Genomic DNA, 23,333 nt, shown 5'->3' with positions numbered 1-23,333 from the left:
AAAGCCGCAGCCCGTTTTTTATTTTTTCAAATCCATCCTTTATCACGACAGATCGATATGGCTTCCACTTTGTTTTTCGCTTCCACTTTCTGCAGAATTTCAGACATATAATTGCGGACTGTCCCGGGGGATAAATAAAGTGCTGATCCAATTTCTTTAGCCGTCATTCCATCTGCCGACAGCTGCAACACTTCCCGCTCCCGCTCCGTCAACGGATTATCCTCATGATAAGAATTCATGATCAGTTCAGCTGCAAATTCCCTCTTCCCTTGCATGACGTTTCTAATAGCAGCTGCCAAATCATCGATTGAACCATCCTTTAACATATAGCCGTGAACCTTCGCTTTAATCGCCCTCTCGAAAAAGCCTGGCCTCGCAAACGTCGTCAATATGATCACTTTACATGGAGAGCCGCATTCTCTTAATTCATCAGCAACTTCGAGACCGGTTTTTAACGGCATTTCAATATCTAATATACAAACGTCAGGACGCAATTCTCGGACGAGCCGCAATGCCTGCTCCCCATTTTCAGCTTGGCCGACAACTTTCATATCTTCCTCAAAATCGAGAAGAGTCCCTAAAGCCCCTCTTAAAATCCTCTGGTCTTCAGCAATGACAATTCGGATCATAAGGCAACCGCCCCTTCCTTTGCCTTCACAACTATTGGAATTGAAAATTCTATAACCGTCCCCGTTACAGACTCCACTTTCATTTCCCCTTCTACTAATGAAAGGCGTTCGGACATCCCTTTCAACCCATTGCCCCACGGACGATTTCCTATTCCAGTTCCATTATCATGTATGCGTATTGAAAACCCATGCGAATCTTGCTGCACAGTTACCGAGCATTGCGTCGCTTTGCTATGCTTCACGATATTTGTCGAAGCTTCACGCAAGCACATCCCCGCAATATTTTGCTGGAGTGGAGAGAGCTCTGTTGTTTCTCTCCCCAGAACATCGCACTGAAATTCAATATTGCCTGCCGCTAAAATTCTTTCCATATGTGCGAGCTCCTCTTCGATTGTGCTAACCCGCATGTCGGATACAAGTTCCCGTACTTGTTGAAGTGCGGAACGAGACGTTTTCTCGATTTCTTTCGCCTCCTTCTTCACCTTTTCAGGATCACTCGCAACTCTTTGGATGACTTGACTTTGCAATGTGATAAGCGACAGCGTATGCCCTAATGTATCATGCAAGTCACGGGCTATCCTTACTCTCTCCTCTTTTTTGATGAGCGTTTTAATCTGTTCATTCGCTTCATTCAATTGGCTCTCCAATTCCATCCGTTCATTCATATGCCGAACACCATATGGGGATAGAATGATAACAACTAAAAATGGCAAAAGGGAGACAAAACTTACAAACCCAGTTTGAAACCAAATCCATCCGGAACATACTCCAATGATACTAACAAAAACTTTCAAGGCATTACGAAATCTTTTTTTATCATTTATCCAGCCAATGAAGTTTGAAGTGTAAAACCCTAAAAATATGCTATAAGGATCATATAAGACGACGAAGATGACAGTAATCGCTACTTGAACTGACAACCAAGCGTAAAATTTCTTTTGTGCAATTGGCTGATAACATTGCCGGTAAGAAATGAAAAAAAGCAGCAATAGGCCATAGCCGATTACCGCTTTCATTCCTACTTCTTTGTTCACTTGATAGAGCGGCAGTATCAAATAGACTAAAAAAATATGAGGGATGTAGCCAAATCTTTTTGGAAACAACCTAAAGTTCTTCACGTTCACACCGCTTCCTGTTTCCTTCTTATATAAATTGATAATACCATGAATATAAGCAGGTAGGACGCTAAAATTACAATACTTATAAATTCCGGAAAATGTCCTCGGATAATTCCCCAAGCGCCATTCCCATAATGGTACGCCGGCAGCCAAGAACCGATTTGCTGAATCGTCTTCGGCAAAATTTCCATCGGCATCCATAATCCTCCCGTGATCGCCAAAGCTAAATATATAATATTGCTCACTCCTGAAGCGGTATCAACCCGCTTCATCGTACCGACAAGCACGCCCAACGCTAGAAACGGGAACGATGCTATCAATATCCAAGCAGCACATGACAACCATTCCACGAAGGACATCGATACGCCGTTCACGATAATCCCAGCCATGAAAATGACGATTATCGAAAAAAGATGGACTGCCGATTGACCAATCATCTTTGATATGAAATAACTTGAACTAGGCAACGGCGTCACTTTTATCCACGTCGTCCACCCTTCATTCCTTTCCTGCACCATCCGGATGCCGAGTGTCATGATGGCGCTCCCCATGACACTGAAAACTGCAATAGACATAAGGAAATGTTTGTTCCATAATTCCTGATCATCTATACCTGTGTTAACGACTTTCGTGAAAATGAAATAGAAGACAATTGGCATGAACAAGGACCAGAAGACGAAATATGGATTGCGGAAAATCCGGATCATTTCTATTTTGCATTCATTTAATAGCATTTTCATTCACGATACCCCCTGTTCGACTGTCAATTGTTCAAACGCATCTTCCAGTCGCCCTTTATCAATGGAAATATCTGAAACTGCCAATTCTCCAGTGAAGAGCGATGATAGGACATGATCGGTGTCCTCTGTTTGAATGACGATTCTTCCCTTTTCCTCGTAAACGTCCGATATATGATTCATGGAGAGAAATTGCTCTTTCGGGAAATTTCCCTTGATCTTGAAAGAAACCGTCTTTTTCAGCAAACTTTGTTTAATCGTTGACGGACAACCGTCTGCAATCAATTTACCTTCATTGAATAAAAGGATGCGCGTCGCTACATCATCTGCCTCCTGCAAGTAATGGGTGGAAAATAATACAGTTTTCCCCGCTTTGGAAAGCTGCTGGACTTTTGCCCAAAATTCTCTTCTTGCTGTGCTGTCCATCCCGACAGTTGGTTCATCAAAAAATACAAGATCGGGGTTTCCAGCCATCGCAAGTGCGAAGCTCACGCGACGCTTTTGCCCGCCTGATAATTTTTCTGTCCGTTTGTTCAATTCACTATCTTGCAAGCCAGTCAATCGGATCAACTCTTCCATCGACAACGGGTTTGGATAATAGCTTCTAAACAATGCGAGAACCTCTTTCACCTTTAATGCATCCATCAAGCTTACTTGCTGGAGCATGACTCCTATCCGTTCACGAACTTTTTGATCTTGAGGCTGTTTATTGAAAATCGAAACTGTACCCGACGTCGGATGCAGCAAACCGAGCATCATAAGTATTGACGTACTCTTTCCAGCCCCATTAGGGCCTAGAATCGCAACGACTTCACCTGGTTCAATGGAGAACGAGACATTCTCGACCGCTTTTTTCCCTTTGAATTCCTTTGATAGATTTTTAATCTGAACAATTGTTTCCATGCGCTCACACTCCTCTTATAATTATCATAGGAGGTTTGCGCAGCTTTTTTCAGTATGCTCTGTCATATGGTGAGATGACATTTGTCATGAAAATAAAAACGGGAGGCATCCAATGATGTCCTCCCGCATTTTGCTATTAAAGCACCCTTCCAGTCATTGCCCATACGGATATGGCGGTTTCTTGTGAGTGGTTGAAAAAACGATGGGGTGTTGTACTTTTGAAGCGGATGCTGTCGCCTTCGTACAGTATATACTCTTCATCTCCGAGTACAATTGTCATTTCCCCTTTCACGACATACCCGCATTCCTCGCCTGAATGCTCGACAAGCTGCTGATCCTCTTGACCAGGCTCCAAATGGATCATTATCATTTCTATAGACCCTTCATTAATCGGAGTGAGAAGTTCGTATTTCGAATTGGACTTAGGGAAATTGACTGATTTCCGTTCGTTTTTCCGTACAAGCTGCAACGCTTGTTCATCCGCGCCTAATAATGTCGAAATAGAAACATCGAGTCCTTTACACAATTTATAAAGCGTCGTGAGCGTAGGATCCGTATTCCGCCGTTCAATTTGACTGATCATACTTACACTGACACCTGATTTGTCTGAGAGATCCTTCAATGAAAGATTTTGTTCCGTACGCAGTTTTCTAATTTTTTGACCATCAAACATAATACCCGCCTCATTTAACTTCTTTTATTCATTTTACCATATAAAAAGCCTGGCAGTCTTACAGTGCCAGGCTTCCCTTTTATAGAAGTGTTGCAAACCATAAACCTAATGTCGTACCGATATAGTTTCCGATAATGTAACCGATCGTGCCGACGACTAAAATCGGACCTATTAAGTTTTTCCATCCTTTCGCAATCGCCATTGCCGCCGCCGTTGTCGGTCCGCCAATGTTAGCGTTGCTCACAAGTAGAATGTCTTCAAGGTCATATTTCAGCAACTTCCCTGCAACGAGGGAAATGACCATGTTGACGATGACGATAATAGCAACGAAGACTAATAGAAGCGGCGCATTTTGAATGATTAACGGAATTGACGCCGGTACCCCAATAACGACGAAGAATAAGTATATGAGCAATGTACCGATCTCTTGGCTTCCATTGATTCCTTCGAAGTATTTAGGAAACAAAGCAAGTGCTAAAAATGTTATTGTCGTTAACACTAAATATTTGTCCCCGAATAAACCATTCAATAAATTCATAAAGAAGGACACATCTTCACCAGAAGGAATAATCCCGTCTAAGAATGCTGCAATTTTAAAGGCAACAATTACGAGGAAGAAGGCTGTCCCAACGGATAACGCCATATCCTTCAATGAAATATCTTTGCGTGCCCAAAAGCTTTCCGCAAGTGTTTTTCCGTCGTTTTTTCCTTTCCCTGCTTCAACTTCCAATACATGTGGATGGGAATAACGCTTCCGGAAAAACGCCAACGTAGGTATGATCATGAGGACAACAAAATACATTGCCATCATTAAATTATCTGCAACAATTGTTGCAGAGACCATTTCACCAGGCGTCTCGAACTTCCCTGCCATTGCCGCAAAGTTGACGCCGCCGCCAACATAAGAAGCACTCATCATCGCACCGATTTTATCTAAATAAGGAATATGATCTTTCAATAAGAAGAAGCTAATGATTGTCCCTGCAACCGTCCCGATGGAACTAAGCAAGAAAATGATGAGCATACGCCCACTTTCCTGCCAGATCTTTTTAAAATTCACGTGAAACAGCAATAATGGAATCGCAAGCGGTATAATAAATGCCCAAACGGCATCATAAACAGGTGATTCTGTCGGTATGACACCCGTATTCGATAAAATAATTGCACCAACAAGGGCAATGATTGCGCCTGATATTTTACTTGCCCAACTAAATCGTTGTTCTAAAAAGATACTGACTGCTGCCCAAACGACGATAATCCCCCATAGGGTGATCATATCATCTGGTTGAATAAGTGTTTTCTCCATTTTTTATTCCCCCATTTTCATCCCTTTAATTGCCTGCTTAAAAAATTGAAGGCATTTTCAAAACTGATGCCCGCCAACTCTTTCGCAGAAAAGCCCCTTTTCTCCATTTTCATTAAAAGCTCTGGTACTTGTTCGACAGTTTCAAGCCCGACTGTAGTTCCTTCAAATGACGCCCCTACTTCATGAGCATCCAAGAAATCTACAAAATCAAAGCCAAAAGCGACGTATTCCGGTCCGACCAGCTCTGCAATATATACAGCATGGTCTATGAAATGGTCGACAGTCGGATTTTTTTCGTCGATGAATTCAAAGTATGCATTCAGTCCGATAATGCCTCCCCTGTTTGCAATCGCTTTAATTTGTTCATCTGTGAGGTTCCGATTTTGCGGGCAAAGTGCCCGGACATTGCTGTGTGACGCAATGATTGGCTGATCGCTTGCATGGTAGAGATCCCAAAAGGTTTTATCGTCTGTATGGGAAGCATCCACTATCCAATTCTGTGTATTCGCCAGTCGAGTGACTTCCTTTCCATGCATTGTTAACCCTTTATGTATTCCTTCATTATAAGAACCTGTACCGCTAGCGAGGAAATTCGTTTCATTCCATGCGTAAATCGCATGCCTGAAATCTTTCTCATGCAGTTCTGGGAAAGCGCTCTCAATATTCTCGGATAGATCACCCTTGCCCCATTGCTCCATAAAGGTCATTCCTTCTAGCCCAAGGAAAACATTGATCTTTTTCGTTTCGTTCGAATCTACCATGTCTTTTGTTGATACACATAAATTCACATGCAATGATTCATGCAAGTCTTCCATCACATATCGATAGAGTTCCTCAAACCTTGCCAGAGGATTATTCCGGAATGCCGGTTCCACCCAAAAAACACATATGACGGAATCAATGTAGCCTTTTTTTAATCTCGGATAGTGGATCCGGTCAAAAACATTCGTTTCTCCAATTTTCCGCCGATATGCTATGTCGGTAAATAGATCCGAATGCAAATCGAATACTTTCATTCTCACACCTCCTTTAACTGACTTTTAATATAGTATATTTTATTTACTATATTAAAACAAGAGTGTGATTTCGGAAAGCGAAATATTGTAGGCAGTTAATGTAAAAAAGCGAAAGCAGGAATTACGCTATCCCTGCTTCCGCATCTATGACTTTTATTTTTTCTTCGAAGGATGCTTTCGCATGCCTTTCGTTATCTTCTTCCATTTATCCCGTTCAGCGGCTTGTGCCTGGCGGTCCATTTTCCGGTCTAGGAAAGCGAGCTCTTTTTGGAGTTTGACGTAATTTCCGTACCGCTCCTTCGCCAGCTCACCTGTTTCGAGCGCGTCTTGGATTGCACATCCCGGTTCGCTTTCATGTCGGCAATCACCGAATTTGCAAGCCGTTGCTAGTTCTTCGATATCTTTGAATCCGGAATCGAGGCTCTCACTTTCATTCCACAACTGAAATTCCCGCATTCCCGGCGTATCGATGAGCACTCCTCCTGTCGGAATTTTGATGAGCTCCCGATGGGTTGTCGTATGTCTTCCTTTCGCGTCATCTTCACGGATGCCTTGCACCGCCATCTTCCCTTCGCCGCAAATTGAGTTGACGAGCGAAGATTTCCCGACGCCGGAAGAACCGAGCAACGCCGCCGTCTTGCCATTTCTCAATAAATCCGTAATCCGTTCGATTCCTTCCCCGGTCGTATTGCTCACCGGAAAAACATCTGTGCCAAGTGCGATTGCTCTCGCCAATTCCAAATAATGATCCGGATCATCGCTAACATCCATTTTCGTTAGGACAACGACAGGCGTCGCCCCGGAATCATAGGCCGCAACAAGATAGCGTTCCAATCGTCTTGCGTTGAAATCATGATTCATGGACATGACGAGGAAAACGATGTCGACATTCACCGCAATGATTTGCTCGGAATTTGTTGTCCCCGCCGATTTCCTAGAAAAAAGTGACGTCCTTGGAAGGATAGAGTGGATAATTCCACGCTCTTCGCCGGGCATTTTTTCAACGACTACCCAATCGCCGACAGCAGGGTAATCCCTTCTTTCATAGGCTGCATGCTGGAATGCGCCCGAGCATACGGACAGCCATTCCCCTTCAGCTGTCATGACACGGTACATCCTTTTATGTTCAAGTGTGACACGTCCTGGAACGTAATTATCCGCTTTAAGTTCTTCTACTATCGTGTACATATTTTCTTGATGGAATTGATTCCAACCGTATTCGTTTAAGTTAATCAAATTACTTCCTCCTATTATGGGCAAATAAAAAAGCATGGTTCCGGATCGGACACCATGCTTTCACGCGCATAACAGAAGAAACATGCCTATTACGAAGGCATGGCAGGTGAAATTATGGTGCCGATCAATTTTGCAATAGCCATATCGATTTTCGCCATAAAACATCACCTGCTTTCTGAAAGTTGTTTTTATCATAACAAAATGATTATTTGCGGTCAACAATTTTTTCACGCTTAGTTAAGACTTTCCAAGTGAGATAGACCCAGTATCCAATTAATACGCCGATTGTGTTCAGGATGATATCATCAATATCCGTACTGCGACCGATGAAATATTGGGTGCCTTCGATGAAGCAAGTGACGCCAAAACCGATGAAAAAGATTGCTTTAAATGAATCCATCCTTCGCCACAACAAAGGAATGAAAAATCCAATCGGGGAAAAAACGAACATATTTCCAAGAAGATTCACAAGCGATACGCTGCTCCAACCGCTCACATATTCATTAGCTTGAAAGTAACTCATGATTGTTCGGAACGGCATCATATTGACGCTTGATAGACGATCAAAAATGTAAACATCAAAAAAGAACTTCCCCGTACTTACATCAATTCCCATAGTCCACTTCGGAATAATCGTCTGGGAGGCTAGTCCCACCAAGTAGAGGATGAATAAGGCGAGCAGCACCTCATGCAATTTGTTAACGGGCCGCTTTCTTCTTTTGACGATGATCATTCGCACGATTGCATAAATTGGTAACGCGACGATCATATATCCTAGCATCTCAATGACATACATACTAATTAACCACATAGCTTCTCCTTTTGACTCCGAATTGTTCTTAAAGAGCTTGACGTTTTCAATCTTGAGTTGTTCCCAATCATGACCTTTGTCCACAAGAAAAAGCTTCGATAGGCATCAGCCTTCGAAGCATACGTATTATACTAGGCAATCGTTTGGAATCCACCCAACTTCGCCAACGCATGACTTCACTAATGTATATCCTTCATGGCGATCATCGACGATGGAAACGCTTTGTCCTTTTTCAACAGATAAAAAAGTCGTGCTCAAGTCGTTTTTGCAATTACCTTCATGAATAAATTCATTTTTTATCCACTGCTTAATACTAAGATTCACATTTTCGCATAATGTAAAATGATCATCTTCTTGAAGTACGCGCAATTCATAGTTCGGATAGGTGACCGTTCCAACCCGCCCCAGTTCATCAATATGATTTCGTGTAATTGTTTTTTCTTCCAAACCATCCACGTATGTATAAGTAATGTTTTCTCCTTCAATAATAAGCGCATTTAACTGACCGTCTTTTTTAATTTGATTGCCGCCATCGATTGCGATTACCTTTTTCTCTAAATCAATAAGAGGACAGTTCGAGCTAACTGCATTCGCTCGGTAATTAACGACTGGCCAATGACCGACGATAACCGGCTTATCCGCCTGATGCTCTTTCTCATAAAATGCTGGCGTATACAGAGCAAATTCACGGCTCGTCTCCTTCCAATCAGGAATGTCTTCTACTCCTGCATGGATGATGATGAAATCGTCTGTTTCATAAGCAATCGGCAGTTCATCCAACCAGTCAAGCAGCTCACCGAAATGAGTTCGATAAAATTCTCCAAGTTGCTGAAGCGTTTCAAAATCATCAAGTGTCTTCCCGTGAGAAAACATCATCTCATTCAAAATAGAGTTCTTGCGCTGCTGCATATAGTTTTTGATGCCTTCGACGTGATTGAATACGTAGTCATGGACGACATCGCAATTCCCTTTTGTAATGAAAACCCGGTCCGATTCAGCGATAAGCTTCCTTGCAAATCCAACTGTCGACAAGCTGTCCTGCCCTTTTTCACAAAGGTCTCCGTTAATGAATAAGTAATCGTCCGTCGTATAATTTACTTTCGCAAGCAATTCCTGGAACAGTGAAAGATTTGCATGAACATCCGATGTAATGATGACTCTTCTCCCTTTTTCCAACTTCAATTCCCTTACATCAATCATAATGCGATTTCCCCTTTTCTGAACGATTTTCAGAATTTCTATAAGAAAAACTATACCATATGGAAATGAACGGCAAAAGGGCCCCACTCCAAGTGGGACCCTCGCACATTATTTTATATACAAAGTACTTGTACAACTTACTACGAGCAGTAACATGAAGAGACTAACCAAATAACCATCCAACTTGCTGACACGAACAATCTTATAAAAGTCTTTCCTTTTTTCTCCCGTGAACCCCCTCGCTTCCATTGCAAATGCCGCCCGTTCTGCTTTCCGGACCGCCCCTGCAAGCATCGGAAGGAGAATTTTCCTCAAATGCAATAGCCGATGAACCACATTTTTCTCTTGCATGGCGCCCCTTAGACGATGAGCTTGTTGGATTTGCACAAATTCATCCTTCAGGACAGGCAGGAACTGATACCCGACCAATATGCTGTACGCGATTTTCGGTGACAGCTTCATTTGCTGCATTAAGCTTAAAATGAATGAAACGGGATTTGTCGTCAACGCGAATAGCAATGACAATCCGGAAAATGCGAGCACACGAAAACTTAAAGACAATGCATGATTTAACTGGACTTCCGTGATGTTAATTGACCAAATCGATAGTACAACGGGTCCCGACTTGTCTTCGGCAAACACGAGCGTCGTCCAAAAGTAACCGAATGCCATAATAAAGAACGGAATCATGAACAGAATCCACAGTTTCCAATCGATTCGGCTGAACAGCAGCTGGACGATTAGCACGCCGACCCACATGAACAGCGGGGTCCACGGATTGAAAAAGAACGCCATCGTCAACATACAAATCGTAACGACGATGAACTTTGCGGCAGGGTTCATATTATGCAAAGCAGAGTTCACGATCGACCCACCCTTTCGGCTGAAGCAGACGATGCGAAGCGAGCAACTTAACATCCCGCCATACTTCATCGGCATTAAACTTCCCTGTCAATGCCCCATCCTTCATTATTAAAATCGAATCCGCCACATGAAAAGCAAACTCCATATCATGGGTGACGATCAAAAAGGTCGTCCCTTCCTTTGCACGCTCGTCGATCAACCGGAACAGTTCCACCATGGAAGCGGCATCCTGGCCTGATGTCGGTTCATCCATCATAATAATTTCTCTGCCATCGCATAGCATAGCGGCAATCGCCACTCTTCTTTTTTGTCCATGACTCACAGCAAACGGATGGGCATCCGCAACCTTCGTCAATTGCAACCGTTCAAGCAATTCATCTGCAGTAGTACCTCCTCCGAAAGCGATTTCTTCCCGTACTGTTTTCGTCACGAATAAAAATTCCGGTGATTGAGGCACATATCCGACATGGGAAGGGTGCACAGTTCCATTCGCAGGAATCAATCCGCATAATGCTTTCAATAACGTCGATTTTCCACTTCCATTCGGACCTGCGAGGACTGTCACTTCACCTTTGTTTAATGTGAAAGAAACTTCTTTTAAAAAATCAGTACTAACTCTATTTGCCTTCAATGCTTGTGACTCCTGTTTGCTGCTTGCCCTTTTCATCATTGGAATCGCACTAGCCGTTTGTTCCAACTGAATTTCTCGATCGAAAAAATCGCCCCATAAATCAAGTCGATGCTCGATCGCCAACACCGTCAAAGACCGTTTCCGCTGAAGCTCATCAAGCCAAATGATGAACTGTTTTGCGGTATACGGATCCAAATGGGAAATCGGTTCATCGAGCAGAAGAATTTCCGGCTCCATAATTAATGCGCATGCCGTCGCAATCCGCTGCTTTTCCCCGCCGGATAACTGTTGAATAACGGAATGACGGAAATTGGTCAATCCTGTCAGCTCCAAAACGTCCTGTATCCGCCTATCCATCTCTGCGCGATCTACTTTTAAGTTTTCAAGCGTGAACGCAAGCTCTTCTTCGACAGTCAGCATGCAAAACTGTGCATCAGGATCTTGAAAAACAGTCGCAATCCGGTGATTCACTTCACCAGGAGAATAAGACTTGCTTTCTTTATCAAATAACGTAACAGTGCCTTTTACGATTCCATCACAGTTTTCGGGATACAGCCGGTTGCAAAGATAGAGCATCGTCGTTTTGCCGCTTCCGCTTGGCCCTGTAATGACAACCTTTTCTCCGCTTCCAACGGAGAATGATAGATCTTCAAATATCCAATCATCGTCATCGGGATAGCGAAAACTTACGTTATCAAACTGGATTACTTCATGCACGGGCCTCACCTTTTTTCGCACGTGTAATGGCATATCCGCGGAGCGAGCCTGTTGCAAGCAATCCGTCGACGACCGCTTTGCCGCCAATTCCCGCAATCATTGCTCCGCTGAGAATCCGGATGCCAAGCATGAGTAGGACATAGCCTGTGCTGAACACAGTAAATCCACCTAAGAAATAACCATATGTGAAACTGAACACTGATGCACCGACACCTGCCAACATTAAGACCCATACATCAAACCGACGATAGCGCGTTGCAGCAAATGCCGCCTCGGCACCTAGCCCTTGAATGATACCTGCAAGAATCAATCGTGGACCAACTGCATTCCCTAACAGTACCTCGATGGCAGCTGCAATCGTTTCCGAAATGACAGCCGCCCCAGGTTTCCGAATAATATACATACAAATGATCGACACGATGAACCAAATACCGAAAATCCATTCATAGGCGATCGGCCCAATGAACCCCGCCCAAATATTCCCGACATGCAAAAACAGCAAATAAATAATCCCGAACACGACCGAAAACAAAGACATGAGGACGACCTCTTTCAGCTTCCATGATTTCAACATGTTACAGTCCTCCGTGCGACGGACTATTTATGCTCATCGAGACGGTCATAACGAGATGCTTATGTTCTTCAGAGCGCGCATTGCTGAAAGCCTCTTCGTAAAATGCAAATACATCATGAATATCCCCATGGATGCCGCTCGCATAATGCATCGATTCATTAAAGACGCCTTGCTCTTTCGCCCTGTCCACTTCGCGATAAATGATTTCCATATACGCCGGATTATTCATTGGATACAGCGCAAATTGTGAGGACACATATTGCTTTGTCCCATCCGTATTGGCCACTTCATCGGCCTTGTCCAAATACGCATCGCCAGCAGTATCACCTGGGCATCCCGCCGAAAAAGTACCGGATAACGCAATATGCTTGCCTGTTTTCGCAGCGTGCAATGCTATCGCTTTAGCAACGTTAAATACATGGACTTGCTTTCCTCGGATGACGGTCGATACATCATCCGTATGCATCCACACATTCGACGTGTCGGTCTTTTCCAGTGCTCCTTTAATTACACTTACAAAATCATCTGCCATCGGATATAACGAAAAACGAAATCCGACGATTGGACTTAAACCACATTCCATTTCCTTCGACCTCCCGAAAATTTTTCATAAAAAAAACTACATCCCGGAAGATGTAGCACTTCTCCAATATGAAACCATCGGAAAGCCACTACACTTCCCCACGCAGGTATTATCCTGATCGGGTCATAAGGGATCGGAGCTATTGCTCGCATCTCAGCCAAAATTGGGCACCCCTAGTGCAGAAAACGGTATGTAGTTATTAGTTATGTTGCCATCAGTATAGACGAAGAATTTTTTATTGTAAATGAAAACTAGCAAACTCGTACTTTTTGTCCATTCAACGGTGCTACACTTTCCTGCTCAATTTCAGTTTAAACTCCGGATGTGTAACATATTCTTGGTACTCCACGTTTCCGTCAAATTTGAAATACTCCTCAATGCGTGCCCGTATCGCCGGTTGTGTAATATAATCCAGTACTTCATCCTTAGGAACCCACTTGCAATCGGATGTTTCCTCTGACGTGCATAACTCCCCGCCGACCGGCTTGCAAGCGAAGTCGAACATCACTTTCGTCGGAACGTCAGTCACTCCGTCATACCATTTATAAATAGCCGAATTCGTATACACGCCGATCAAGTGGGACACTTCTACATCGATGCCACTCTCCTCTTTCACTTCCCGAATGACGCCATCCATTAAGTTTTCACCCACTTCGACTTGTCCGCCTGGAAATACCCATCCCCCGTGATGCGTTTTTACGATTAGTAAATTTCCACCATCATCTTCGACGAGCGCACCGCAAGCGACAATATGCGTTGGCATTGCCATTTTCCCATCCCCTTTGCTCTACTAAATCATCTCACCACTTAATACTACCAATCTTCCAGTAATAATGAAAGATTCTAAAAAGTCCACCTATTGCTATTGAAGGCAATAGGTGGACCGTATTTTTCTTAATTCATAACTTTGGAGCTATAATAAGCATCCAATTCCTTGTAATATTTGTTCATGGAAGAAGGGGAAACATCGAACCACTCAGCGATTTCTTTCAACGTCATAGATAGCGGCTCGAAAAACGACTTCTCTTGCCCGAATCGGATCGCCCCAGCTGCAATCGCTGTTTCCTTACGAGCATTCGGTTGTTGTTCCACTAAAAAGTCTTCGACGACGTCCAATAACTTTCTAGACATGCGGTCATGTTTTTCGAGAAAATCCATTGCATCGAGCAATACGCCGGCTTCGAACTCCGTGAACTCGCCGCCTTGATATCCGTTTTGACCAAGCAACTTCCAAAAATCCATCGCATTTTCTTGTAAGAAATTGCTGATATCTTGTTCCTCACTTTCCGCAAATTTCTTCGTAAATTCTTTGAATACATCCGCGTGATCTGTCGGGAAGAAGATTAAGCTCGACACGGCCAAATATTGTCCTTCCACTCCTGTACCGTCAGGCAACATGAAGCAGAATAAGTGGACGCCCACTGGCACCGGCTTCTCACTTTCCCGGCGCAACCTGATGACTTCGTCAGCAAAGATCGATTTCACTGAAATGTAATTTCCTTCAACATCAATCACTTCACCAATAATTGCTTGCGGTTGCCGCCAAGTGTCCATTACCCGCAATACGGAAGGACGCAACTGTTTTTTCTTTTGTTTGTCCAAGTATCCAGTCCAAATGTCCGGACGGTGATGGAAAAAGAATTCATCCAACACAATCGCTTCAACCATCTCTTCTTCGGGCAAATATGTATCTAATGAACGCTTCCATTCATTCGCTAATTCCAAGTACTCCGGGATATCTTTCCGCTCAGGATACACATCATAAAATGTTTGCAGTACCCCTTCCAATTCTTCCATTTGAACTGTCTCTACGGAAACAGTCTCTTTCGACTGACAACATTTTTTATATTTCTTTCCACTGCCACAAGGACAAGGATCATTACGACCAATCATTTATAACACTTCCCTTAAAAAATTTACAACTCTTCTATTTTACCATTTATATGGCGTTTTCGAAACGGTTCCAATTTCTTGTTTTGATGTAGTTATTGACCCTTTAGGCTGTTGGAGCTTAATTTTAACATAATAAAAAGAACCAATCGCCTAGCGTTTGGCTCTTTCATCATGGGTGGCTTTAACAAAGCACGATAATTTTATGTGGTGTCGTTTGGGCTGGAATGCTTCTTGTTGAAGTACTGTAGATGACGATTAGATCGCGGTTTGCAGGATTGCCATTAAAGTCTTGCCCGTTTTCCAGTACAATTTCTGTTTGCCTCGATACATTCAATTTTAAACTGCCGTCGCTGCTTATTAATTGGTTGTTGAAGAAACTCACTGTCACAAAAGTATTTGGTTGATCCCTTGCCATCACAGCTGCCCGATATTGAGGAGGGTAAATTAATGGCACCGGCGCATCTGCATCATAAAACCCCGTCACAATATCTCCGACTTTCACCTTAACATAGTCTACAAAATAAGTGGCAGGTTCAATAACAAAATTTACAATCGAACCGTCCCTGTCAGACAGCGAAAATAACTTATAGCAGCCTAATTGCGGATCGTTTGTTGCAGTTGGGAAGTCATCAATCCACATCACTCTGCCAGTAAATGATAAAAAGTTCGTCAATTGCATACCTCCATCATGATTAGAACGTTCGATACATAGTATGCAAGTTCATTCCAAAGTGATGGCTTAAAGTAAACATTTCCGTTTCTATAGGATTATTCAATCAACCCGTTTCTCACTCATCAATTCACTGACCGTCCCGAGCTGATAACCTTTCGCTTTGATATCGGCAATCATTTTTCCCAATCCTAGTGCGATTGGCTCGGTAGGATGCATGAGGATCATCGTGCCGTTTTCAACTTGCGACACGACACGCCTAACCATTTCGGATGGTGCAGGTTTTTTCCAATCAACTGTATCGACCGTCCATAACACAGTTTTCATATTTAGTTCGTACGCGACGTCGACAGTTTGCTGATTGAAGCTTCCGCTTGGCGGGGCGAACCATTTCGGCTTGAAGCCGATTGTTTCCTCGATTACTGTATTCGTTTTTGAGATTTCTTCCATCGTGTCGATTCTGGAGCGTTTTTGAAGATCAGGATGACTGTATGCATGGTTGCCGATTTCATGACCTTCATTGTAGATCATCTGTGCCAGTTCCTGATTCTTTTTCGTCCAACTGCCGTCGAAGAAAAATGTTGCCTTCACTTGGTGATCATTGAGAGTTTTAAGGATAGGAGGAATAAATTCATTTCCCCAAGCAACATTAATATTTAAAGAGACCATCGGCTTTTCCGGATTCCCTCTAAAGATCGGCTGGGGTTCCAAGTCGTCTAAATGCACAGACGGTGGCACTTCTTCGTAAACGAGCTTCGTCTCGTCAAATTTCCCTGCTGTTTTCATTTTTTCATAACTCGCTTGAACATCGACCCGCAATCCATTATACCCAGGCATCGCCTTCCACACCCTGTCCACTTTTGCATCAATTGGTTTGATTTCATGCTGCTTACTGTAAGATTTTATTTCCTCAAAAAGTGCTTCGTTCTGTACTGTGTTTTTCTTGTTGGAATCAATGACCATAGCATTAGCGGGAATAATAATACCTTCGATTGCTAGAATAAGTGTGCCAATAAGCACTAGATTTTTCATGTCCGCCAATCCTCCAATTGAGTATATTGGCTTTAAGATTCCCGTTCTTTAAAGAACTATACGGGTCAACTTCTAGTGTAAATCTTTCTCTATTAATACAATTCTATTGATAACGTTGTCCACTTCGCTGCTGTCTTTTATTACAAATAAATGATCCGCTTCACCTTCTACAGGATCTACAACATCCGCCTTTAGTGAATCTGCATTTTGCCGGTCAAGCACTTGCACAAAATTAGAGGCACTCCTAAATATATTCGTGGCGCGTTCACTGTTCGTAACGCGTGAATGAAGGACATGATCCGGCAAATCAAAGTGCACGAGAATACGGATAAACTCATTTCCCGGAAACAATTCCTTTAGTAAATATGCTCGGCCTTGGCGACTTCGATTTGAATTGCAAATAATTAGATGGCAGTCACTATGCTCTTTTGCATAATTAACAATGAGCTGTGAGATGGAGTGCTTAAGCGTATTCGGCCCTGTTTTCGGCTGCAAGTTATTGTAATATGTGTTGATGAATGCTCCGTGGTTATCTTGATCCATCACAATGGAGTTGACTAGCGTTCGCTCTAAATTCCGTGCAAAAGTGGTCTTGCCGCTATGGGTCTTGCCGACTGTAATAATGACTAACCTTTTCATAAGTGCAGCTCCTATTCATACAATCTACGAATCAGTTTACTAAAAACTCTATCTCATTCCTGCATCTTCAGAATGAAACTGAATAAATGACTCATCCTATAACAACTGAGACTGGCAAAGGAGTTGAAATCAAATGAAGTATTTTCTTATAGCACTTGTTTTTTTGATGTCGGTAAATACATCCGCGACATTTGCACCTGGCATCATTCTAGTCCAACAAGAAGTAGAAGTCCCTGCATATGCCAAATGGGGGTTGCTTGCTGTAAAAGAGTCGAAGCAAAAATATCCCAATGCAAATGTCATTGATTACTTGCATATTGGGAGCGAAACTCAAGGCAATACAACAATCGAAAAGTTCAAGCTATGGCTAAAAGACGACCAACATGAATTTGGTGTCTTTGTCACCATAACCTTCATAACAAAGACCGGCCAACTCAAAAAAATTGATTTCAAAGAGACAAATAAATAAAAATTAGTGGCCGTTGACGAAGAAGGTGATTGTTTCTAATTCTTCTTCGTTCAGGTCGCGTTGCAGATTCTCCACCATTTCTTGACGGATTGCGCCTCGATTACCTGCGTGCTTTTTTGTAAGCAATGCGCAGTTTTTCAAAAGTTGTAAAAATGATTGGAATGCCTCTTTTGTTAAAGGAGCTGGATGATGGGAGAGGAAATAAATATCCGCATCATATTTTTCCAGTTGCTCAATTAACTTCAATGTATTTTTAACGGTATAATTCCATTTTTCGGCGTACATGTTCGCATAGAGGCAATCTCCTACGAATAATGCCTTTTCCTCAGGAATGTAAATGACGCACGAATCGCTTGAGTGGTCCCCGCCAACGTGTTCAATTTCGCAAGTCACTCCACCTAAATGAACATTCATTCGATCTTCGAAAACAATCGTAGGAAGTTGGACTTGAATATCCCGCTCATCGCCAAATTCTTTCTTCATCGTATCTGCACAAAACGGAATTTCCGTTCCTGCCCGAACACGCTCATCTAAATCTTTGTCTTCCCAAGATAACGACTGCATTTCCTTTATTTTTTCGTATGTTTTTATATATGAAATGCTTGGAACGGAAATGTCACGCATGCCAAAGACATGGTCCCAGTGCCAATGGGAAAGGACGAGAAGATCGGCTTCCACCCCAATTCCCTTGAGCTGCTGAAGGAACAACTTGGCGTTGTTTGATGAGTTTCCCGCATCAATGAGAATCGTCTTTTCGTCTCCCACAACCGCGCCTAATATCGGTCGGTCCGTTTCTTGGACAGGCGGCAAATAATAGATGCGCTCTGATACTTTCGTTAACTTTTGCATTTTCCTTCTCCTTACTACTTCGATATATCACTTATTGCTGCGTTTCCTTCTCCCATCGATCAATCTCTGCTCTAACGAGTGGTGCCACTTCTGTTCCCAATAATTCAATCGCCCTCATAACTTCTTCATGCGGCATGGAGCCGACAGGTACGTGGAGCATGAACCGTTCAACTCCGACGTTTTTACGGAGAAAGATGATCTTTTTCGCAACTGTTTCAGCATCGCCGACATACAATGCACCTTCCAAGCTGCTCGCTGCCTCAAACGTCTCCCGCGTATATGGTCCCCATCCGCGTTCCTTCCCTAACACATTCATCGCCTGTGCAGTTGACGGAAAGAATTTATCTTTCGCCTCATCAGTCGTTTCCCCTACAAACCCATGGGAATGCGAAGCAATCTTCAGCTTTGAAACGTCATGCCCCGCTTGCTTTGCCGCCCGCTTATATAGGTCGACAATCGGTGCAAATTGCAACGGACTGCCTCCAATGATCGCAAGAACGAGTGGCAGCCCAAGAACACCGGCGCGCACCGCTGATTGGGGAGTACCGCCACTTGCAATCCAAATCGGCAATTTATCCTGCTCAGGTCTTGGATAAACACCTAAATTAGGAATCGACGGTCGGTGTTTTCCATTCCATGTAACCTTCTCAGACTCATTAATTTTCATTAAGAGCTCAAGCTTTTCATCGAATAACTCATTATAGTCTTGTAAGTCGTAACCGAATAAAGGAAATGATTCAATGAATGATCCCCGTCCTGCCATAATCTCCGCGCGACCGTTTGAAATGGCATCTACCGTTGCGAACTGCTGATAAAGGCGCACCGGATCATCTGAAGATAAAACGGAAACTGCGCTCGTCAGTTTAATTCGGCTTGTCCGAGCGGCTGCTGCAGCGAGCAAAACAGTAGGCGATGAACACGCATAATCTTTACGATGGTGTTCTCCTACGCCAAAAACGTCCAACCCGACTTTATCTGCTAATACGATTTCTTCTACGACTTCTCTTATTCTTTGTGCATGGCTGACGACTTGACCAGTTTCCACATCGGGCGTCGTTTCCACGAAAGTTGTTAAACCAATCTCCATTGTATTTCCTCCCATTTGAACAATCTCAATTGCTTCGAATCCATTGTATACTAACTATGATGTTACGGCTGTTAAGAAGAATCCAGCTCTTTATTTACTGATGCAAGTGATTTCAATGCATAACTTCAAATGAAATAGAATAAATTTGATTATATGCTTACAAAGGAGTGATGAAGTGGCGAAATGTAAAAAATGTGGTGCTGATAATTCTAAATGCAAAGATTGCAAAAAATGTAATTGATCATTGGGCATAGATGAATGTGAAAAGCCTTCGTTCCCTATCGGGGACTTTTTTTATTCCGGTACTTTTTCAATCGTCGCTGTAATTTCAACGCCATTCAATGCCTGGCCAGCAAGCCGATCCGCTTCGGCATTCGCTTTTCGCGACACCAGCTCATATTCAGGACGAATTCCAAGCTGTTTCATTTTCGCTTCGATTCGATCCGCCCAACTGAACAAACTCTCTTCAATAACCGGCCATTCCTCACTCAGATGATTAATGACAACACGCGAATCCCCAACAAAACGGACTGATAAATCGTGGACATTCAATAGCTCCAATTCTTGCAAGCTAAAATAAAGAGCAGCATATTCAGCTTCATTATTTGAGATGAGTTCTTCCACTGATGCGTTTCTTCTTAGGCGATATGACTTTCCATTCTGATCATAATAAATGACACAGCCAAAACCTGCCGCCTTTGTCGCCAAATCGAATCCCCCATCAAAATAAACGGTTATATTATGCGGTTCTGTTTCAATCCCTTTCAAGTAGCCCTTCATTTCCTTAATGGTCCAATAGCTGTCGAATCTATCAAGGAACTTCACGTTTTTCGCACGTCCGGTCCTATCCAAATCATCCGCAACGAGGACAGCATCTGCCGCATTCATTTCCTCGGAACGAAAGACGGTTTCTAATCCTTTCGGTGTTCTGTACGTCCATTCAATTGTGACGATCATCGTTACCCCTCCAATGTTATGCACGCTTAGTATTCATCTATTTCCCCTTACTCATCCTCTCACGCCTAACTTGACTGTATAATGAATGTTAATGATGGTATGAAAGGGTAGAACAATGTGGAATCAATAATTTTTGATATGGACGGAACGTTATTTCAGACGGATAACATTTTAGAGCTTGCTCTTGACGATGCTTTTGAAAAATTGCGCTCAATGAAGTACTGGACTGGCGAAACACCTATTGCAGCATACCGTGAAATTATGGGGGCACCTTTGCCAAAAGTATGGGAGACATTATTGCCAGAGCATTCTATGGAAGTGAGAGAACAAACAGACGCCTACTTTTTGGAGAGATTGATTGAAAACATCAAATTGGGAAAAGGAGCATTATATCCAAATGTAAAAGAAACTTTCGAGTATCTTACTTCGAATGATTATTCGATTTACATAGCGAGCAATGGGTTAACAGCATACTTACAAGCAATTGTTGACTACTATCATTTAGATCACTGGGTTACTGAGACGTTTAGTATCCAACAAATCGACTCGTTAAATAAGAGTGATTTAGTCAAAACAATAAAAGAGAATTATAACATCCAAAAAGGCGTGGTTGTAGGCGATCGGCTATCCGATATAAACGCTGCGAAAGACAATGGTTTCCTAGCAATTGGCTGTAATTTTGATTTTGCCCAAGTCGATGAACTTGTTCATGCTGATGTTGTCATTAATGAATTGCTTGAATTGAAGACCGTATTGTCAAGATGACAGTTACTATAAAAACCGATTCACTATAATTTATAGAGAATCGGTTTCGATTGTTTCTTACATGCTCATTTCCTTTGTCGGCCCCATAACTGGTGGCACCGACAAGCCTGCTTGACGTAGAAGAACCGTCATTTGACCTCGATGGTGCGTTTGGTGATCAATCAATCCACGCAATAGCTTTCCACGTTGTGTTTGCCCTGTAAAACTCGTTACATCACCAAGCAAATCTTCGTCGGAAAGCTTCATTGCTTGTTCCTTAATAGCTTTTGCAATTGCCTCATACGCATCAGAAATTTCTTTTGCGCTAGTTGGCTGCGGATCATTCGGACCAGGTCCTTGTACGTTAAATCCTGCAAAGTGGCCAAATGCACCTGCAGCTCCTACTAAATGCCATGCTAACCAGCCAAGCGTGCTATGACCTGCTTCGATGGATTGATTGAGCTTCTCATCTGTAATTGCTTTAATCACATTGGCAGTTCCTTCAGATGCATTCACCCATTCTTCTATGAAATCCTCAACTTTACGGTACATAATTGATTCACCTCTAGGAATTATTATTAGTGCCTATACAACTGTAATGATAGCAAAACCGGTCCACGAGCCGCAAACTATCCAGACTATACGTGCAAATAGGATTTTCCCTATAGAACCAATTAATAGTTCCAAGCACAGGCACCAAAAAAGGCATGGAGTCAATGCCTATGCCTTTACCTTTTGACGCTGCCTGATACGAGAATGGATCCTAAAATTACGATGATAGCTCCTACGATAAATTGTAAATTAACCGGGGTACCGATAAACACGATTTCAGTTGCGATTGCCCAAAATACATACGTATTGTTTAATGATTGTCCCCTTGCAGCTCCGATTTTGTCGATCGCCGAATAATATAAAGAATAATTAGCAGTTCCTAATAGACCTGCGATAACGATGACCCATACAACGCTGGACGTCGCCGCCTCAAATACTAAAGGATAGCCATGCAGCAACGGGACGAGTATAATTCCATAACTGAGAGCTGAAGTAATTTGTCTAATATTAATTGCGTATAGAGGGATGACCTCTTTGCCTCTCATTCCCCATGCACCAATGACACCTTCAAGGCCCCAAAAGATGGCGGCACCTAAAGAGAACAAAATCCCTATGAAGAAATTGCTTTCAGCATCAAACCTTGTCGGTACATATGCCAGTACAATCACCCCGATAATACTCAACACTACGCCCGACCAAGTCTTTTTGTTCATTTTTTCTTTCAAAAAGAAATATGCGAGCACGGCCCCTATGCCAGGAAATATAGACGCAATACTTGCCGCGTATGTCACCCCGGCATTTTGAATCCCAAGAAAGTAAAAACTCATCGCTAGAGGTCCTCCCGACAGTGCGCCTAAAGCTAAAATAGCGCCGCTCTTCGTTGGAAAAACCTTTAAGACATTTATAAATTCACCCTTAATTATCATAAATAACGAAATCCAAATCGAGGAGAAAAAGTCATGCATGAATGCTGCTATAATTGGAGCAAGAGTTATAGCTTCTTTAAATGGCGTGCTCGCTATAATTATGCCAATGATTACTGTATCGACACCCCATGCAATAGCGGAAGTCGCCCCTAAGCCTATCCCCATTCTGACTTCTTTAGCACTCTTTTTAGTCATCGACTTTACCTCTTCTCAAGAAATCTATAAATCAACCCACTCTTTAATTTGTCTTTCAAAGTGGATTTTATACTCCCTTTACTTCAGATCTATTTCAAGTGCATATGCAGCAATCTATTTTGACTATGCACTACAATTGAATAAAAAAAATAAGAAAACGATTCGATTCAATAATCAAAAGGTTTTCTTACTTTTTTTATGCGGATTATTGAATTGTCATAAATGTTTCTTACACAGACACTGCCCATTAGCGTTGCACGGATACCGTAAAAAGTTATTACTTTCATTTTTTACCAGTCGACTTGCTGTAAATAAATTCAAA

The 23,333-nt window shown here is 42.7% G+C and carries 27 protein-coding genes and 1 riboswitch; of the genes, 3 read left to right on the top strand and 24 right to left on the bottom strand.

Annotated elements, in window-relative coordinates:
* Positions 1–26 precede the first annotated feature (26 nt).
* The 19 genes from ACR65H_RS17035 to ACR65H_RS16945 all read right to left on the bottom strand — a co-directional run bounded on the left by ACR65H_RS17035 (position 27) and on the right by ACR65H_RS16945 (position 17,232).
* Complete coding sequence (locus ACR65H_RS17035) at positions 27–629, bottom strand: response regulator (protein ID WP_440501945.1); 603 nt, start codon at positions 627–629, stop codon at positions 27–29.
* On the bottom strand, positions 626–1,747 hold the full coding sequence (locus ACR65H_RS17030; RefSeq protein WP_440501943.1) for a sensor histidine kinase: 1,122 nt from the start codon (positions 1,745–1,747) through the stop codon (positions 626–628). The genes ACR65H_RS17035 and ACR65H_RS17030 overlap by 4 nt, the downstream gene beginning before the upstream one ends.
* A 2-nt stretch (positions 1,748–1,749) precedes the next feature.
* Positions 1,750–2,487 (bottom strand): ABC transporter permease, encoded by a 738-nt coding sequence (locus tag ACR65H_RS17025; protein ID WP_440501941.1) that lies wholly within the window; start codon positions 2,485–2,487, stop codon positions 1,750–1,752.
* Entirely contained in the window at positions 2,488–3,387 is a 900-nt protein-coding gene (locus ACR65H_RS17020) for an ABC transporter ATP-binding protein (protein ID WP_440501939.1), read from the bottom strand.
* 136 nt (positions 3,388–3,523) lie between these two features.
* Positions 3,524–4,060: a helix-turn-helix domain-containing protein gene (locus ACR65H_RS17015; protein WP_440501938.1), complete on the bottom strand. Its 537-nt coding sequence runs from the start codon at positions 4,058–4,060 to the stop codon at positions 3,524–3,526.
* Between the two features lie 79 nt (positions 4,061–4,139).
* Positions 4,140–5,366, bottom strand: a complete 1,227-nt coding sequence (locus ACR65H_RS17010; RefSeq protein WP_440501936.1) for a DUF819 family protein — start codon at positions 5,364–5,366, stop codon at positions 4,140–4,142.
* A gap of 17 nt (positions 5,367–5,383) precedes the next feature.
* The gene (locus ACR65H_RS17005; RefSeq protein WP_440501934.1) at positions 5,384–6,382 is read right to left on the bottom strand and encodes a dipeptidase; all 999 of its coding nucleotides are present in this window, start codon (positions 6,380–6,382) and stop codon (positions 5,384–5,386) included.
* 153 nt (positions 6,383–6,535) lie between these two features.
* A complete protein-coding gene (gene rsgA, locus ACR65H_RS17000) occupies positions 6,536–7,615 on the bottom strand; it encodes a ribosome small subunit-dependent GTPase A (protein ID WP_440502026.1) in 1,080 nt (359 codons plus the stop codon).
* 208 nt (positions 7,616–7,823) lie between these two features.
* Positions 7,824–8,429, bottom strand: coding sequence for a VanZ family protein (locus ACR65H_RS16995; RefSeq protein WP_440501932.1), 606 nt, complete (start codon positions 8,427–8,429; stop codon positions 7,824–7,826).
* 126 nt (positions 8,430–8,555) lie between these two features.
* Positions 8,556–9,629: a metallophosphoesterase gene (locus tag ACR65H_RS16990; RefSeq protein ID WP_440501930.1), complete on the bottom strand. Its 1,074-nt coding sequence runs from the start codon at positions 9,627–9,629 to the stop codon at positions 8,556–8,558.
* 108 nt (positions 9,630–9,737) lie between these two features.
* The gene (locus ACR65H_RS16985) at positions 9,738–10,493 is read right to left on the bottom strand and encodes an energy-coupling factor transporter transmembrane component T family protein (protein ID WP_440501929.1); all 756 of its coding nucleotides are present in this window, start codon (positions 10,491–10,493) and stop codon (positions 9,738–9,740) included.
* Positions 10,474–11,841, bottom strand: a complete 1,368-nt coding sequence (locus ACR65H_RS16980) for an ABC transporter ATP-binding protein (RefSeq protein WP_440501927.1) — start codon at positions 11,839–11,841, stop codon at positions 10,474–10,476. Before ACR65H_RS16980 ends, ACR65H_RS16985 begins: the two co-directional genes overlap by 20 nt.
* Positions 11,834–12,415, bottom strand: coding sequence for an ECF transporter S component (locus ACR65H_RS16975; RefSeq protein WP_440501925.1), 582 nt, complete (start codon positions 12,413–12,415; stop codon positions 11,834–11,836). The genes ACR65H_RS16980 and ACR65H_RS16975 overlap by 8 nt, the downstream gene beginning before the upstream one ends.
* A 1-nt stretch (position 12,416) precedes the next feature.
* Positions 12,417–12,998, bottom strand: a complete 582-nt coding sequence (locus ACR65H_RS16970; RefSeq protein WP_440501923.1) for a YkoF family thiamine/hydroxymethylpyrimidine-binding protein — start codon at positions 12,996–12,998, stop codon at positions 12,417–12,419.
* A 78-nt stretch (positions 12,999–13,076) separates the two neighbouring features.
* A riboswitch (TPP riboswitch) is annotated at positions 13,077–13,183 on the bottom strand.
* A gap of 101 nt (positions 13,184–13,284) precedes the next feature.
* Positions 13,285–13,767 carry an NUDIX hydrolase gene (locus tag ACR65H_RS16965; protein ID WP_440501921.1) on the bottom strand — a complete coding sequence of 161 codons (483 nt, stop codon included), beginning with the start codon at positions 13,765–13,767 and terminating at the stop codon, positions 13,285–13,287.
* A 125-nt stretch (positions 13,768–13,892) separates the two neighbouring features.
* Entirely contained in the window at positions 13,893–14,891 is a 999-nt protein-coding gene (locus tag ACR65H_RS16960) for a YecA family protein (RefSeq protein WP_440501919.1), read from the bottom strand.
* 181 nt (positions 14,892–15,072) lie between these two features.
* Positions 15,073–15,564: a hypothetical protein gene (locus tag ACR65H_RS16955; RefSeq protein ID WP_440501918.1), complete on the bottom strand. Its 492-nt coding sequence runs from the start codon at positions 15,562–15,564 to the stop codon at positions 15,073–15,075.
* A gap of 99 nt (positions 15,565–15,663) precedes the next feature.
* The gene (locus ACR65H_RS16950) at positions 15,664–16,593 is read right to left on the bottom strand and encodes a polysaccharide deacetylase family protein (protein WP_440501916.1); all 930 of its coding nucleotides are present in this window, start codon (positions 16,591–16,593) and stop codon (positions 15,664–15,666) included.
* 72 nt (positions 16,594–16,665) lie between these two features.
* Positions 16,666–17,232 (bottom strand): ATP-binding protein, encoded by a 567-nt coding sequence (locus ACR65H_RS16945; RefSeq protein ID WP_440501914.1) that lies wholly within the window; start codon positions 17,230–17,232, stop codon positions 16,666–16,668.
* Between the two features lie 133 nt (positions 17,233–17,365).
* Here ACR65H_RS16945 and ACR65H_RS16940 point away from each other — a divergent pair, with 133 nt between their 5' ends.
* A complete protein-coding gene (locus ACR65H_RS16940) occupies positions 17,366–17,701 on the top strand; it encodes a DUF3889 domain-containing protein (protein WP_440501912.1) in 336 nt (111 codons plus the stop codon).
* A gap of 3 nt (positions 17,702–17,704) precedes the next feature.
* Here the strand turns inward: ACR65H_RS16940 and ACR65H_RS16935 are convergent, their stop codons facing one another.
* The 3 genes from ACR65H_RS16935 to ACR65H_RS16925 form a co-directional block, all read right to left on the bottom strand.
* Positions 17,705–18,550 (bottom strand): MBL fold metallo-hydrolase, encoded by an 846-nt coding sequence (locus ACR65H_RS16935; RefSeq protein WP_440501911.1) that lies wholly within the window; start codon positions 18,548–18,550, stop codon positions 17,705–17,707.
* Positions 18,551–18,581: 31 nt separating this feature from the next.
* The gene (locus tag ACR65H_RS16930) at positions 18,582–19,637 is read right to left on the bottom strand and encodes an LLM class flavin-dependent oxidoreductase (protein ID WP_440501909.1); all 1,056 of its coding nucleotides are present in this window, start codon (positions 19,635–19,637) and stop codon (positions 18,582–18,584) included.
* 294 nt (positions 19,638–19,931) lie between these two features.
* A complete protein-coding gene (locus tag ACR65H_RS16925; RefSeq protein ID WP_440501907.1) occupies positions 19,932–20,594 on the bottom strand; it encodes a ribonuclease H family protein in 663 nt (220 codons plus the stop codon).
* Positions 20,595–20,732: 138 nt separating this feature from the next.
* Here ACR65H_RS16925 and ACR65H_RS16920 point away from each other — a divergent pair, with 138 nt between their 5' ends.
* On the top strand, positions 20,733–21,359 hold the full coding sequence (locus ACR65H_RS16920; protein ID WP_440502024.1) for an HAD family hydrolase: 627 nt from the start codon (positions 20,733–20,735) through the stop codon (positions 21,357–21,359).
* A 57-nt stretch (positions 21,360–21,416) separates the two neighbouring features.
* Here the strand turns inward: ACR65H_RS16920 and ACR65H_RS16915 are convergent, their stop codons facing one another.
* Positions 21,417–21,890 (bottom strand): DinB family protein, encoded by a 474-nt coding sequence (locus ACR65H_RS16915; protein WP_440501905.1) that lies wholly within the window; start codon positions 21,888–21,890, stop codon positions 21,417–21,419.
* A gap of 176 nt (positions 21,891–22,066) precedes the next feature.
* Positions 22,067–22,924 (bottom strand): DMT family transporter, encoded by an 858-nt coding sequence (locus tag ACR65H_RS16910; protein WP_440502022.1) that lies wholly within the window; start codon positions 22,922–22,924, stop codon positions 22,067–22,069.
* Here ACR65H_RS16910 and ACR65H_RS16905 point away from each other — a divergent pair.
* On the top strand, positions 22,854–23,333 hold a 480-nt coding region (locus tag ACR65H_RS16905), incomplete at its 3' end, for a hypothetical protein (RefSeq protein WP_440502030.1). The genes ACR65H_RS16910 and ACR65H_RS16905 overlap by 71 nt on opposite strands.

Source organism: Sporosarcina sp. SAFN-015 (assembly GCF_059415085.1).
This window is presented reverse-complemented; position numbering and strand designations above follow the sequence as displayed.

What these genes read in the sequence shown, in the direction of transcription:
- ACR65H_RS17035 (WP_440501945.1), bottom strand. Translation starts at nt 629, where the DNA reads ATGATCCGAATTGTCATTGCTGAAGACCAGAGGATTTTAAGAGGGGCT.
- ACR65H_RS17025 (WP_440501941.1), bottom strand. Translation starts at nt 2,487, where the DNA reads ATGAAAATGCTATTAAATGAATGCAAAATAGAAATGATCCGGATTTTC.
- ACR65H_RS17020 (WP_440501939.1), bottom strand. Translation starts at nt 3,387, where the DNA reads ATGGAAACAATTGTTCAGATTAAAAATCTATCAAAGGAATTCAAAGGG.
- ACR65H_RS17015 (WP_440501938.1), bottom strand. Translation starts at nt 4,060, where the DNA reads ATGTTTGATGGTCAAAAAATTAGAAAACTGCGTACGGAACAAAATCTT.
- ACR65H_RS17010 (WP_440501936.1), bottom strand. Translation starts at nt 5,366, where the DNA reads ATGGAGAAAACACTTATTCAACCAGATGATATGATCACCCTATGGGGG.
- ACR65H_RS17005 (WP_440501934.1), bottom strand. Translation starts at nt 6,382, where the DNA reads ATGAAAGTATTCGATTTGCATTCGGATCTATTTACCGACATAGCATAT.
- ACR65H_RS16995 (WP_440501932.1), bottom strand. Translation starts at nt 8,429, where the DNA reads ATGTGGTTAATTAGTATGTATGTCATTGAGATGCTAGGATATATGATC.
- ACR65H_RS16990 (WP_440501930.1), bottom strand. Translation starts at nt 9,629, where the DNA reads ATGATTGATGTAAGGGAATTGAAGTTGGAAAAAGGGAGAAGAGTCATC.
- ACR65H_RS16975 (WP_440501925.1), bottom strand. Translation starts at nt 12,415, where the DNA reads ATGTTGAAATCATGGAAGCTGAAAGAGGTCGTCCTCATGTCTTTGTTT.
- ACR65H_RS16970 (WP_440501923.1), bottom strand. Translation starts at nt 12,998, where the DNA reads ATGGAATGTGGTTTAAGTCCAATCGTCGGATTTCGTTTTTCGTTATAT.
- ACR65H_RS16965 (WP_440501921.1), bottom strand. Translation starts at nt 13,767, where the DNA reads ATGGCAATGCCAACGCATATTGTCGCTTGCGGTGCGCTCGTCGAAGAT.
- ACR65H_RS16960 (WP_440501919.1), bottom strand. Translation starts at nt 14,891, where the DNA reads ATGATTGGTCGTAATGATCCTTGTCCTTGTGGCAGTGGAAAGAAATAT.
- ACR65H_RS16950 (WP_440501916.1), bottom strand. Translation starts at nt 16,593, where the DNA reads ATGAAAAATCTAGTGCTTATTGGCACACTTATTCTAGCAATCGAAGGT.
- ACR65H_RS16945 (WP_440501914.1), bottom strand. Translation starts at nt 17,232, where the DNA reads ATGAAAAGGTTAGTCATTATTACAGTCGGCAAGACCCATAGCGGCAAG.
- ACR65H_RS16940 (WP_440501912.1), top strand. Translation starts at nt 17,366, where the DNA reads ATGAAGTATTTTCTTATAGCACTTGTTTTTTTGATGTCGGTAAATACA.
- ACR65H_RS16935 (WP_440501911.1), bottom strand. Translation starts at nt 18,550, where the DNA reads ATGCAAAAGTTAACGAAAGTATCAGAGCGCATCTATTATTTGCCGCCT.
- ACR65H_RS16930 (WP_440501909.1), bottom strand. Translation starts at nt 19,637, where the DNA reads ATGGAGATTGGTTTAACAACTTTCGTGGAAACGACGCCCGATGTGGAA.
- ACR65H_RS16925 (WP_440501907.1), bottom strand. Translation starts at nt 20,594, where the DNA reads ATGATCGTCACAATTGAATGGACGTACAGAACACCGAAAGGATTAGAA.
- ACR65H_RS16920 (WP_440502024.1), top strand. Translation starts at nt 20,733, where the DNA reads ATGGACGGAACGTTATTTCAGACGGATAACATTTTAGAGCTTGCTCTT.
- ACR65H_RS16915 (WP_440501905.1), bottom strand. Translation starts at nt 21,890, where the DNA reads ATGTACCGTAAAGTTGAGGATTTCATAGAAGAATGGGTGAATGCATCT.